This window comes from Klebsiella sp. D-Nf1, assembly GCF_002810515.1.
Lineage (GTDB): Bacteria > Pseudomonadota > Gammaproteobacteria > Enterobacterales > Enterobacteriaceae > Klebsiella > Klebsiella variicola.
In genome coordinates, this window is the sequence record NZ_PIOK01000006.1 from 216,309 (window position 1) to 229,260 (window position 12,952).

Genomic DNA, 12,952 nt, shown 5'->3' on the forward strand with positions numbered 1-12,952 from the left:
ACGCTCCTTAGCCAATAATTTTCAGACCACGCACCAGGGCGAACTGCGGCTCTTCAGCCACCACGAAACGATCTTCGCGCAGGCCCATACGTTCACGAATCGCATCGGCAACCAGCGGCGCGCCGCCGCCAATCACGATGGCGTGCGAATAGCCTTTAAAGCTATCGATGGCGGTCAGGACACGGGTGGTCAGGCGTTCAATACTGTTCGCGATGACCTTCTTCACCTCAGATACCGCATCCGGATCGTTGATGTTGTCGGTCAGATACGCTTCGTCATGGCGATTGATAATAATCTGGTCAACGTTATAGCTGGAGGTGTCGGTATTCGCCCGCGCCAGCGCCAGCTTAACGGCGTCGGTCACCAGCGATACGCCCAGCTTCGGGTCGCCGTAAATACGCGAAACCGAGGTCATCTGCCCGGCCACCATCGAAATATCCAGCGTAGTGCCGCCGAGGTCGACAATGAGCACTGAATGCGACGGTTTCAGTTCATCACACAAGCTAATACCCGCCGGAATGGATTCCGGACGCACGGTGACTTTGGTGATATTGAACACCACGCCTTTATTCAGTTTAACGTCGCGCAGCAGGCTCTTTTTCTTACGCTCAATGTTGTCGAGGCGATATTGCGCATCTTCATCATAAAATTCGGTCAGCGGCAGGGTGACCACAATTTCAACATCCTGCGGCTCCAGACCACTGGTCAGCAGCGCGTGATGGACGGCGATGGAGTTCAACGGGCTATATTGCCAGTCAATGTTATTGGTCGGCAGCGCATCGGGGGTGATCAGGTCGAATGAGTACTTTTCATCATCCACGGTGTAGTTAAATGGCTTCCCGGAACCGAAGGTGGCAGACCAGCCTCGCTTGAAACTGTTGGGGCTGATATGGGTGAAAGTTTCGCCATCTTGCTCCCACAGCATTTTGATATTGGTTGAACCATCATCGATAAAAATGCGCATCGCATTGCTCCATCACTGAGACAAATAAGAGAAAAATGTAAGACCCAAAAAGAGTAGCAAGAGTTAAAAAGCAGCGCAAGAGCACGAAAAAGAGACAATTCCGAGTTTTATTTGAGAACAATAAGAGAAAAAAACAACTCCATGAGCCCGGAAAGAGAAATTATTGAGACAAAATAGAGAACTATGGTTTCCTCTCTCTGTCTGTTTCAGACGCTGTTTTTTGTACAAAAAGAGAGCATCCCTCCCCTCTTTCGTCAGCGGTTTTCGCACGCTTTTTATACCTGGTTGGGTACCACAATCGGCCGTTCCGGCTCGACGACATTTTCCGGTGCCCGGCGATATTTATCCAGCAGGTGAATCTGAATACGACGCAGCATATCGCCATTCAGTTTGTAATAACGAAAATAGAGAAACAACGTCAGGGCAAAAAAGAGCGTCGGCAGCGCAATCATAATCGCCTGCATCCCCAGTTTCGTCTGTGCAGATTGAACAACATTCGGCACGTAGCCGATGATACTCAGCACCACAGCGATAAACCAGGCCGCAAACGCCGAACCGGCTTTGACCACCAGCGTCTGTACCGAGTAGGCGATGCTTTCGCAGCGGATATTCATCGTATATTCGCCGTAGTCGACGGTATCGGCCACCATAATGACCTGCAGCACCCAGAACAGCGCGGTGCCGATATTCAACAGCACACCAGCCAGCGAAATCAGCGCGATGTTGTAGACCCCGCTCAGCGCCATCAGCAACAGCACGCCACAGCCCAGCACCGGCATGATTGATGCTCCCGCCCACAGAATGCGCCGCGACAGCCCTTTTACCAGCCGTGGGAACAGGATCAGCGTCAGCAAATTCGCCGCCCCCGCGTAGGACATGTAATACGGAAACATCTCCGCACTGCCAATGACGTAGGTAAAGTAGTAAATCGCAAAGCCAGCGATAATATTCGCCGCCGTGTTATAGGCCAGCGCCATGCCTAACAGACAGGCCAGCTGATCGTTTTTATAGATAAGCGCCACCATCTGGCGCAGTGAAAGATGGCTGGAATCCTCGCTCACGCCGCTGTCGGAGGAGTAAACCTCATGGACATTGCGCAGGGTGACGAGGGTGGAAACCACAAAGAAGGCGATCAGCACCAGAGTGAACATCTGAAAACCAAAACCGCGGTCGGCGCCGCCCACGGTGCTGACAAACGGCAGCGTGACACCGGCCGTCACAAATCCCGCCAGACTGGCGAAAAAACGCGGATAAGGTACCAGCTGTTCGCGTTCACGTTTATCGAGGGTAATGGTCGGCACCAGCGACCAGAACGGCACATCCATGATGGTGTAGGTGAAGCCCCACAGCAGATAGGTCAGCCACACCCACGCCAGTAGCGCCCCGCCGCTGAAGTGATGGGCGCTGAACAGCATATACAGCACCGCCGAGTTGGTTATCGTGCCGATCAGGATCCACGGTTTGAACTTCCCCCATCGCGATCGCGTGCAGTTGACGATCCATCCCATGATCGGATCGGCTATCGCATCGAGGATCCGCGCCACCAGGAACAAGGTGCCAACCACCCCAACCGATAGGCCAACAATATCGGTGTAGTAATACATCAGGTACATGTAGACGATACCGATAGCGAAATCTTTACCAAAGGCACCAAATCCGTAGCTGAGCTTTGTTGTCATTGAAATACTCATAGGGTACAGGTCGCTGTCGCCAGCGCCTCCTTCAGTGTTTGATAGAGCGTGCCAGGCGCCGCCGGGCCAGATCCCCCCGGCGGCATGAGAGGATTAACGGTGCAGCCAGGCCGGCAGCCAGTCGCCGTGGCTGGCGATCAGATCGTCCACCAGCGCGTAGATCTCTTCGATCCCCAGCACCGCGGCGGTGTGCGGATCCATCATCGTGGCGTAATAAACATAGTCGCGATTTTCCGTCAGAATGGCCTCCGTTAGCAGCGTCTGCACGTTGATGTTGGACTGCATCAGCGCCGCCAGATGCGCCGGCAGCGCGCCCACTTTCGTCGGTTGAATACCGTTGGCGTCCACCAGGCAAGCCACTTCCACACAGCAGCCCTGCGGCAGGTTGTCGATGAGATTATCGTTGCGCACGTTGCCGTACACCACGCTTGGCTCGCCGGTCCAGATGGCGTTCATGATGGTGCTGGCATACTCGCGCGAGGGTTTAACGTCGATGCGCTCACCGCGCTTATAGCTCTCCAGCTCTTTATGCCAGTTGGCCAGTTGCTCGACGCAGCGTTTAGGGTATTCATCCAGCGGCACTTTATAGCGAGCGATAAGGTCATCGCGGCCCGGCTTGATAAACCATGGCGTATATTCCGCGAAATGCTCCGACGATTCGGTGACAAAGTAGCCCAGCTTTTTGAACATCTCATAGCGGACGATGTTTTCGCAGCGCGGGTTGCCGTGCAGGTTCGGCTTCGGCGCCCGGCCCTCGGCGTAGGCCTGCAGCAGGTCGGGATAGAGACTGACGTAGCTGCCGTCAGCGAGCTTTTTCTCCAGCGACAGATAGAACGCCATATGGTTGATTCCCGCGCAGCGGTAGCGTAAATCCGCCGGATCGAGATCGAGGTCGCGCGCCAGCTCTTCCGCTGTCCCCTGTACCGAATGGCACAGGCCAACCTGCTTGATATGCGGGTAGCGCGCGTACATGGCCCAGGTGTTCATCGCCATCGGGTTGACGTAGTTAAGCAGGGTGGCGTCCGGGCAGACCTCGGTCATATCGTCGCAGATAGCCCACAGGTGGGGAATGGTCCGCAGCGCGCGCATAATGCCCCCCGGCCCCAGCGTATCGGCGATGGTTTGCTCCAGGCCGTGGCGCTTGCAGACTTCAAAATCGGTGACGGTACAGGGCTCATAGCCGCCAATCTGGAAAGCGACGACGACAAAATCGGCGCCCTGCAGGGCGGTTTTACGATCGCGATGGCAGCTGATTTCGCCGTTCGCGCCCACCGAATCCATCAGCTTGCGCACCACGATATGCGACTCTTCCAGCCGGGTTTCATCGATATCCATCAGCGCGATATGCGCCGATTTCAGCGCCGGGCGCTGGAAAACATCACCGAGAATATTTTTGACGAACACCGTCGAACCGGCACCGATAAAAGTAATTTTTGGGGCAGACATTGCACTCTCTCCATCAGATCATTGAACGCTTTCAGAGTGGCACGCCGCTCCCCGCTGCGCTGCCCCGTTCCCGCCGGAGCATTCCCGGAAACTCAGATCGGCCATTAAGCGCCACAAAATCTGAGCTTTTGGCAATAGATCGACTTAAAAGGAGAGAAAACGGGCCAGTTATTCCGCTAAGCTGTAGTCAGTTTTGGTGAAAAATGCAGCCACTCTGACAATCCAGGAACACGTTAATGATGGAACACCGCTTTACTTCCCTGCCCCCCGATCCCTTCATGTGCAGCAGCGACGAAAAGCAGAGCCGCAGCCCGCTGGCGCTCTACTCCGAGTATCAGCGTATGGATATCGAACTGCGCCCGCCGCACGCCATGCCCACCAGCCACTGGCACGGCCAGGTGGAGGTCAACGTGCCATTCGACGGCGATGTAGAGTATTTGATTAATAACGAAGTGGTGCGTATTGAAAAAGGCTATATCACCCTGTTTTGGGCCTGTACGCCGCATCAGCTGACCCGCCCTGGCGACTGCCAGCAGATGGCGATATTCAACCTGCCAATGCATCTGTTTCTCTCATGGCCGCTGGACCGCGAACTGATCAACCACGTCACCCATGGGATGGTGATTAAGTCCCTCGCCGCGCAGCAGTTAAGCGCCTTTGAAGTGCGCCGCTGGCAGCAGGAGCTGAACCACGACAATGAACAGATTCGCCAGCTGGCGATCGATGAAATCGCCCTGATGCTCAAGCGGCTGAGCCTCTCCGGCTGGCAGCCGATTCTGGTCAACAAAACCTCGCGCACCCACAAGAACAGCGTCTCGCGCCACGCCCAGTTTTATGTCAGCCAGATGCTGGAGTTTATCGCCGCCCACTACGATCAGGCGCTGACCGTCGACGCCGTCGCCGAGCACGTTAAGCTCAACCCGAACTACGCGATGGGGGTCTTTCAGCGGGTGATGCAGCAGACCATGAAGCAGTACATTACCGCTATGCGTATCAATCACGTGCGGGCGCTGCTGAGCGATACCGACAAGACCATCCTGGATATTGCCCTCACCGCCGGTTTCCGTTCCAGCAGCCGCTTCTACAGCACCTTTACCCGCTACGTGGGCATGCCGCCGCAGCAGTATCGTAAACTCAGCCAACAGCGTCGACACGGCCTGGCCTTGCAGGAGACATAAAAAATGCCGCCGGGGAAGCCCGCGGCGGCATGTTGCAACAGCCAAAAGGATTAGTCGTTAATACGAGGGTGCTGCTGCACCAGACGTGACCGTTTTGCCTGCAGATCGGAGATCTCCTGATCGATATCTTCGATTTTTTGCTCGATGTTATCGTAGTGCTCGCCAAGTATTTCTTTCGCTTCCTGGATATCCGACGCCGCTGGCGTCGCTCCTTTCAGCGGGCGGTTAGCCGTCTCTTTCATTGACAGGCCGGTAATCAGGCCAATCACCGCAATCACCATCAGATAGTAAGCAGGCATCATCAGGTTCTGGGTGGTTTCTACCAGCCACGCCGCCAGCGTTGGCGTCAGACCGGCAATCAGCACCGAGATATTAAAGGCGCTGGCCAGGGCGCTGAAGCGAATATGCGTCGGGAACATCGCCGGCAGCGAGGAGGCCATCACCCCGATAAAGCAGTTCAGCACGACCGCCAGCAGCAGCAAACCGGCGAAAATCAGGCCAATCACGTTGCTGTTGATCATAATGAAGGCCGGGATCGCCAGGGCAAACAGCGCCACACTACCAATCAGGATAAACGGACGACGGCCAAAGCGGTCGCTGAGCATACCGATAACCGGCTGTACAAACAGCATCCCGACCATGATGGCGATGATGATCAGTACCCCATGATCTTCCGAGTAGTGCAGGTTATGCGACAGGTAGCTCGGCATATAGGTCAGCAGCATGTAATAGGTCACGTTGGTGGAAATCACCAGACCAATACAGGTCAGCAGGCTACGCCAGTGCTTGGTGGCAATCTCTTTAAAAGAGACCTTCGGCCCTTCCTGCAGCCCTTCACGGTCGCCCTGTTCCATGGTATCCACATGCTGCTGGAACGCCGGGGTCTCTTCCAGCGCATGGCGCAGATAGAGGCCGATAATGCCTAACGGCAGCGCCAGGAAGAACGGGATACGCCAACCCCAGTCGAGGAAGTTCTCTTCGCCCACCACGCTGGAAATCAGGACCACCACGCCGGCCCCCATCACAAACCCGGCGATGGAGCCAAAGTCCAGCCAGCTGCCCATAAACCCGCGTTTACGGTCAGGGGAATATTCCGCGACGAAGATCGACGCCCCGGTATATTCGCCACCGACCGAGAAGCCTTGCGCCATTTTACACAGCAGCAGCAGGATCGGCGCCCAGATACCTATCGTGGCATACGACGGAATCAGGCCGATACAGAAAGTACTTATCGACATGATCACGATGGTTATTGCGAGGATTTTCTGCCGACCATATTTATCGCCCAGCATCCCGAAAAACAGGCCGCCTAACGGACGAATTAAAAATGGAACGGAGAAGGTACCCAGTGCGGCAATCATCTGCACGCTTGGGTTGGCATCGGGGAAGAAGACTTTACCTAAGGCGTAGGCCACAAAGCCATAGACGCCGAAATCGAACCACTCCATCGCGTTACCCAGGGAGGCCGCGGTGATCGCCTTTTTCAGTTTACCATCATCGATGATGGTCACATCCTTAAGGGTGATGGGCTTTATTTTTTTCCTTTTAAGCATATTTTTCCTCTGCTACTCCGCCTTGAGTACACGCATCATCGCCGAATGGCAATGCCATTCGCATCGTGCGTCAGGAGCGGTGAATTGCTGTGCTCCTCATTTCAAGCGTAGCAGGTTTGCCTGCACTGTCTGCTGACAGAATGTACAACCGAACCTGTTGACGCCTGCTCTGGCTACTGGTGAATAAATAGAGCGGCCGATCGTGATAACCGATGAAATTGACCTGCTCCCCTTTTTTACCCTAACAGTGTTTATATCTGCGATCAACTTCACATAAATTTACCGCCTTATTACAGAGTGTCCGAAAATAAATAAGTTCATTTTGCGGCGATCTTGCGGAAATTATTTCCTCATTTCCCCTCGGTCCCGTATGGATAATTTTGTCGGTTATTCTACTTTCAACAGAATATGGTGATGGGTTATTTTTACTAAAAAAACACCCGACAAAAGTGGGTGATTGCGCTATAATCAGCCATACTTTCGGCTATCAGCCGCTGTTTAAAGGACCAACGTCCTGTTTTTCGACGACATCACGAGGAACGTCATGCAACTGCCACACTGCCCAAAATGCGATTCGACTTACACTTATGAAGATAACGGCATGTATATCTGCCCGGAATGCGCCCATGAGTGGAACCCTGCCGAGGCGACAGAAGAAAACGACGCGCTGATCGTTAAAGATGCCAATGGCAATTTACTGGCCGATGGCGATAGCGTTACCGTCGTGAAAGATCTGAAGGTTAAAGGCAGCTCTTCGATGCTGAAAATCGGCACCAAAGTGAAGAATATCCGTCTGGTCGAAGGCGATCACAATATTGACTGCAAAATTGACGGTTTTGGTCCGATGAAGCTCAAGTCGGAATTCGTCAAAAAGAACTGATTTATTTCCGGGAGGGCGACGTCATTATTTTCCTGCACTGCCGTCGCCGCTTCTGATATCCTCGTGTGCCACCTGCTCCCTGTGCAACCTCTTATTTTCCGCCTCAGCACTCGCTATTTTCACTGGGCCATTGCGCCGGTATGCCGCCAAACATTTTCGCGCTGCCGTCTGGCTTAACGACATCCCAGGCGACTACGCTTTACGGGTTACGGTCACTGAGGTATTCACCATGTCCTTGAGTCCCTACCTTGCCTTTGCGGGCAACTGCGCCGAGGCAATCGCCTTCTATCAGCAGACGCTGGGTGCAGAGTTAACGTTTAAAATGACCTTTGGCGAAATGCCGCCATCGACACAGGAAGCGTCGGATGACTGCCCGTCCGGTCAGCAGATAGATCAAGACGCCATCGCTCACGCCAGCCTGCGCATCAACAACGGCGAGCTGATGCTGAGCGACAGCGTCTTCGGTTCCGATGCGCAATACACTGGCTTCACCCTCGCCCTCGCCCCCAGCGATGTCGATGAAGGTCAGCGCTGGTTCGAAGCGCTGGCCGTTGGCGGGCGCATTGAGATGCCCTGGCAGGAAACCTTCTGGGCCCACGGTTTCGGCCAGGTCGTGGACCGCTTTGGCGTCCCCTGGATGATCAACGTGGTTAAACAGGGCTGACCCCGGCAGGGCGGTCCTGCCGCCCTGTCATCCTTCTGGCACCAACTCTTCATCCTTTAGTCATCATCACTTAACCGAAATGCAACATAAACCGGTCAGGATCGGCCCACAACGCGAGGGACTTCCTCGCCTATGCTGTGTGAGGCTTGATGACTATGCACCTGTCCAGACATCCGACCAGTTACCCCACGCGCTATCAGGAAATTGCCGCCCGACTTGAGCAGGAGCTGCGCCACCACTATCGCTGCGGCGACTATCTGCCCGCCGAGCAGCAGCTGGCGACGCGCTTTGATGTCAATCGCCACACCCTGCGCCGGGCCATTGACCAGTTGGTTGAACGTGGCTGGGTCCAGCGCCGTCAGGGCGTGGGCGTGCTGGTGCTGATGCGACCCATCGATTACCCGCTCAATGCCCAGGCGCGTTTCAGTCAGAACCTGTTGGAACAGGGCAGCGATCCCACCAGCGAAAAGCTGCTGTCGGTGCTGCGGCCCGCCAGCGCGCATGTTGCCGAGGCCTTTGGCATCAATGAGGGCGATAACGTCATCCACCTGCGCACCCTGCGCCGGGTCAATGGCGTCGCCCTGTGCCTGATCGACCACTACTTCGCCGACCTGCGCTTCTGGCAGGTATTGCAAACCTTCAGCCACGGCTCGCTGCACGACCTGTTGCGCGATCGGCTCGCCGTCGAACTGACCCGGGCGCGCACCAAAATCAGCGCCCGCCGCGCGCAGGCAAAAGAGAGCAAGCTGCTGGAGATCCCCAACATGGCGCCGCTGCTCTGCGTGCGCACCCTTAACAGCCGCCAGGGCGAGCAGACCCCCATCGAATACTCCGTCAGCCTGACCCGCGCCGACATGATTGAATTTACCATGGAGCACTGAATGCACTTCGATACCGCCACCCGCCAGCGCTGGATGTCCATCCTGGCCCACAGTGAACCGCAAGATCTTCTGGCGCGCATGCAGTCCCTGCAGCTGGCGCCGGCGTATGAATTGATTCGCACCCCGGAAACCGGGCTGGTACAGCTCCAGGCCCGCATGGGTGGCATCGGCGACCGTTTCTTTGCCGGCGACGCCACGCTCACCCGCGCGGCGGTACGTCTGGCCGACGGGACGCTCGGTTACAGCTGGATCTTAGGCCGCGACCGCCCGCATGCCGAACGCTGCGCGGTCATCGACGCCCTGCTGCAGTCGCCCCGCCATTTTCACACGTTAATGGAAACCCTGATAACCCCGCTGGAAGCGCTACGCAGCGCGCGCATTGAAGCCCGACGCGCCGAAGTCAACGCCAGCCGGGTCGACTTCTTTACCCTGGTTCGCGGAGATAACGCATGACCTTACAACCCGCTTTTACCCTGGCTGTGCAGGATGCCCAACACAGTTTTCGTCGCTTGCTGAAAGCGATGAGCGAGCCGGGGGTGATTGTCTCCCTGCAGCAGCTTCAGCACGGCTGGCAGCCATTGAACGTGGCCTCCACCAGCCTGCTGCTGACCCTTGCCGATCATGAAACGCCGGTCTGGCTCACCAGCGCCCTGCATAACGATCTGGTGGGACAGAATCTGCGCTTTCATACCGGCGCGCCGCTGGTGGACCAGCCGCAGCAGGCGGTCTTTGCCGTCGCCAATGACGGTATCAGCGCCGAGCAGCTCAACGTCCTTTCCGCTGGCACCGTCACCGCTCCGGAAACCGGCGTCACGCTGATTGTTCAGCTCGCCAGCCTCAGCGGCGGACGCATGCTGCGCCTGACCGGGGCAGGCATTGCCGAAGAGCGAATGATTGCGCCCCAACTGCCGGACTGCATCATCGACGAATTAACCGAACGCCCGCACCCGTTCCCGCTGGGCATCGACCTGATCCTCACCTGCGGCGAGCGCCTGCTGGCGATCCCGCGCACCACCCACGTGGAGGTTTGCTAAATGTATGTAGCCGTCAAGGGCGGCGAGAAGGCGATCCTCGCCGCTCACGCCTTACAGGAACAGAAACGGCGGGGCGATGGACGGCTTCCCGAACTGAGCGTTGATCAGATAGGCGAACAGCTCAACCTGGCGGTGGACCGGGTGATGACCGAGGGTGGCATCGCCGACCGCAAACTGGCGGCACTGGCGCTCAAGCAGGCCAGCGGTGATAACGTCGAAGCGATCTTCCTGCTGCGCGCCTACCGCACCACCCTACCGCGGCTGGCGGTCAGCGAACCGATTAACACTGCGGAGATGCGCCTCGAACGCCGCATCTCCGCAGTGTACAAAGACATTCCCGGCGGCCAGCTGCTGGGCCCCACCTACGACTACACCCATCGCCTGCTCGATTTTACCCTGCTGGCCAACGGCGAAGCGCCGTCTGTGCAGCAAGCCGATGGCGAAGCAGAGCCGACGCCGCACGTCTTCCACCTGCTGGCGCAGCAGCGGCTGGCAAAAGCGGAGCAGGACCACGGCACGCCGCCCGATGATATTACCCGCACTCCACCGGTCTACCCCTGTTCGCGTTCCTCGCGTCTACAGCAGCTGATGCGCGGCGATGAAGGCTACCTGCTGGCGCTGGCCTACTCGACCCAGCGCGGCTATGGCCGCAACCATCCGTTTGCCGGCGAGATCCGCAGCGGTTACGTGCAGGTGGAAATCGTCCCGGAAGAGCTGGGCTTTAGCGTCAATATTGGCGAGCTGCTGCTGACCGAGTGTGAGATGGTCAACGGCTTCGTCGCCCCGCAGGATGAGCCGCCGCACTTCACCCGCGGCTACGGTCTGACCTTCGGCATGAGCGAGCGCAAAGCAATGGCGATGGCCCTCGTCGACCGCGCCCTGCAGGCGCCGGACTACGACGAAGAGATTGCTGGCCCGGCTCAGGATGAAGAGTTTGTGCTGGCCCATGCCGATAACGTCGAAGCGGCCGGCTTCGTCTCGCATCTGAAACTACCGCACTATGTCGATTTCCAGGCCGAACTGGCGCTGTTGAAACGCCTGCAACGGGAGAACGAACGTGGCTAACCCACTGACTGGCTATAACTTTGCTTATCTCGACGAGCAAACCAAGCGCATGATCCGCCGGGCGATCCTCAAAGCGGTAGCGATTCCCGGCTACCAGGTGCCGTTCGGCGGTCGCGAAATGCCAATGCCCTACGGTTGGGGCACCGGCGGCATCCAGCTGACCGCCAGCGTCATCGGCGAGAACGACGTGCTGAAGGTGATTGACCAGGGCGCCGATGACACCACCAACGCGGTGTCGATTCGTCAGTTCTTTAAGCGCGTCACCGGTGTCGCCACCACCGAGCGTACCGAAGACGCCACCCTGATCCAGACCCGCCACCGGATCCCGGAGACGCCGCTGGTGGAGGATCAGATCCTGATCTATCAAGTGCCGATCCCGGAGCCGCTGCGCTTTATCGAGCCGCGCGAAACCGAAACCCGCACCATGCACGCGCTGGAAGAGTACGGCGTCATGCAGGTGAAACTGTATGAAGATATCGCCCGCTTCGGCCATATCGCCACCACCTACGCCTACCCGGTGAAGGTCAATGGCCGCTACGTGATGGACCCTTCGCCGATCCCAAAATTCGATAACCCGAAAATGCACATGATGCCGGCGCTGCAGCTGTTCGGCGCCGGGCGCGAAAAGCGGATCTACGCGGTGCCGCCCTATACCCCGGTGGAGAGTCTCGATTTCGACGACCATCCATTTACCGTGCAGGAGTGGGATGAGCCCTGCGCCATCTGCGGCTCGCGCCACAGCTACCTCGACGAAGTGGTACTGGATGACAGCGGCCAGCGGATGTTTGTCTGCTCCGATACCGACTATTGCCGCCAGCAGAGCGAGGGGCAGAAAAAATGAGCCAGCCATTACTTGCTGTGAATAACCTGACCCATCTCTACGCCCCGGACAAAGGTTTTCGCGATGTCTCCTTTGAACTGTGGCCGGGAGAAGTACTCGGCATCGTCGGGGAATCCGGCTCCGGTAAAACCACCCTGCTGAAGGCGATTTCCGCCCGTCTGACGCCGCAGCAGGGCGAGGTGCTGTACCAGCAGCGCTCGCTGTATGCCATGAGCGAAGCCGAACGCCGCCGCCTGCTACGTACCGAATGGGGCGTGGTGCATCAGCACCCGATGGACGGCCTGCGTCGCCAGGTCTCCGCCGGGGGCAACATCGGCGAACGGCTGATGGCCACCGGCGCCCGCCACTACGGCAACATTCGCGCCACCGCCGAAAAGTGGCTGCAAGAGGTGGAGATCCCGCCCTCGCGCATCGACGACCTGCCCACCACCTTTTCCGGCGGCATGCAGCAGCGTCTGCAGATCGCCCGCAACCTCGTCACCCAGCCGAAGCTGGTGTTTATGGATGAACCCACCGGCGGGCTGGATGTGTCCGTGCAGGCGAGGCTGCTTGACCTGCTGCGCGGCCTCGCGGTGGAACTGAATCTGGCGGTGGTGATTGTTACCCACGATCTCGGCGTCGCCCGCCTGCTGGCGAACCGTCTGCTGGTGATGAAGCAGGGCCAGGTAGTCGAGAGTGGCTTAACCGACCGGGTGCTCGACGATCCGCACCACCCTTACACCCAGCTGCTGGTGTCGTCGGTGTTGCAGAACTAA

13 protein-coding genes and 1 pseudogene are annotated in these 12,952 nt (G+C 57.5%); 9 read left to right on the forward strand and 5 right to left on the reverse strand.

What is annotated here, in order from left to right:
• Positions 1-7 precede the first annotated feature (7 nt).
• The 4 genes and pseudogenes from parM to CWM54_RS21875 all read right to left on the reverse strand — a co-directional run bounded on the left by parM (position 8) and on the right by CWM54_RS21875 (position 4,101).
• Positions 8-964 (reverse strand): plasmid segregation protein ParM domain-containing protein, encoded by a 957-nt coding sequence (gene parM / locus CWM54_RS21860; RefSeq protein WP_061156070.1) that lies wholly within the window; start codon positions 962-964, stop codon positions 8-10.
• 150 nt (positions 965-1,114) lie between these two features.
• Positions 1,115-1,234: pseudogene (locus CWM54_RS28800) on the reverse strand (hypothetical protein); the annotation flags it as partial.
• A 5-nt stretch (positions 1,235-1,239) separates the two neighbouring features.
• Complete coding sequence (gene melB / locus CWM54_RS21870; RefSeq protein WP_100698483.1) at positions 1,240-2,655, reverse strand: melibiose:sodium transporter MelB; 1,416 nt, start codon at positions 2,653-2,655, stop codon at positions 1,240-1,242.
• A 93-nt stretch (positions 2,656-2,748) separates the two neighbouring features.
• A complete protein-coding gene (locus CWM54_RS21875) occupies positions 2,749-4,101 on the reverse strand; it encodes an alpha-glucosidase/alpha-galactosidase (RefSeq protein ID WP_100698485.1) in 1,353 nt (450 codons plus the stop codon).
• A 239-nt stretch (positions 4,102-4,340) separates the two neighbouring features.
• Here CWM54_RS21875 and melR point away from each other — a divergent pair, with 239 nt between their 5' ends.
• Positions 4,341-5,279, forward strand: coding sequence for a transcriptional regulator MelR (gene melR, locus CWM54_RS21885; RefSeq protein ID WP_061156430.1), 939 nt, complete (start codon positions 4,341-4,343; stop codon positions 5,277-5,279).
• A 50-nt stretch (positions 5,280-5,329) separates the two neighbouring features.
• On the opposite strand, the gene proP is transcribed toward melR, so the two are convergent.
• Positions 5,330-6,832, reverse strand: a complete 1,503-nt coding sequence (gene proP / locus CWM54_RS21890) for a glycine betaine/L-proline transporter ProP (protein ID WP_061156073.1) — start codon at positions 6,830-6,832, stop codon at positions 5,330-5,332.
• A gap of 544 nt (positions 6,833-7,376) precedes the next feature.
• On the opposite strand from proP, the gene CWM54_RS21900 reads away from it, so the two are divergent.
• The 8 genes from CWM54_RS21900 to phnK all read left to right on the forward strand — a co-directional run bounded on the left by CWM54_RS21900 (position 7,377) and on the right by phnK (position 12,952).
• Complete coding sequence (locus tag CWM54_RS21900; RefSeq protein WP_061156074.1) at positions 7,377-7,712, forward strand: zinc ribbon domain-containing protein YjdM; 336 nt, start codon at positions 7,377-7,379, stop codon at positions 7,710-7,712.
• A gap of 229 nt (positions 7,713-7,941) precedes the next feature.
• On the forward strand, positions 7,942-8,376 hold the full coding sequence (yjdN, locus tag CWM54_RS21905; RefSeq protein ID WP_100698487.1) for a VOC family metalloprotein YjdN: 435 nt from the start codon (positions 7,942-7,944) through the stop codon (positions 8,374-8,376).
• Between the two features lie 155 nt (positions 8,377-8,531).
• Entirely contained in the window at positions 8,532-9,257 is a 726-nt protein-coding gene (phnF, locus tag CWM54_RS21910) for a phosphonate metabolism transcriptional regulator PhnF (RefSeq protein ID WP_061156076.1), read from the forward strand.
• Positions 9,258-9,710 carry a phosphonate C-P lyase system protein PhnG gene (phnG, locus tag CWM54_RS21915; protein ID WP_100681931.1) on the forward strand — a complete coding sequence of 151 codons (453 nt, stop codon included), beginning with the start codon at positions 9,258-9,260 and terminating at the stop codon, positions 9,708-9,710. It abuts the gene before it with no gap.
• A complete protein-coding gene (gene phnH, locus CWM54_RS21920; RefSeq protein ID WP_100681930.1) occupies positions 9,707-10,291 on the forward strand; it encodes a phosphonate C-P lyase system protein PhnH in 585 nt (194 codons plus the stop codon). Before phnG ends, phnH begins: the two co-directional genes overlap by 4 nt.
• Entirely contained in the window at positions 10,292-11,356 is a 1,065-nt protein-coding gene (locus CWM54_RS21925; protein WP_100681929.1) for a carbon-phosphorus lyase complex subunit PhnI, read from the forward strand.
• Complete coding sequence (locus CWM54_RS21930; RefSeq protein ID WP_002885202.1) at positions 11,349-12,197, forward strand: alpha-D-ribose 1-methylphosphonate 5-phosphate C-P-lyase PhnJ; 849 nt, start codon at positions 11,349-11,351, stop codon at positions 12,195-12,197. Before CWM54_RS21925 ends, CWM54_RS21930 begins: the two co-directional genes overlap by 8 nt.
• Entirely contained in the window at positions 12,194-12,952 is a 759-nt protein-coding gene (gene phnK / locus CWM54_RS21935; protein ID WP_012543148.1) for a phosphonate C-P lyase system protein PhnK, read from the forward strand. The genes CWM54_RS21930 and phnK overlap by 4 nt, the downstream gene beginning before the upstream one ends.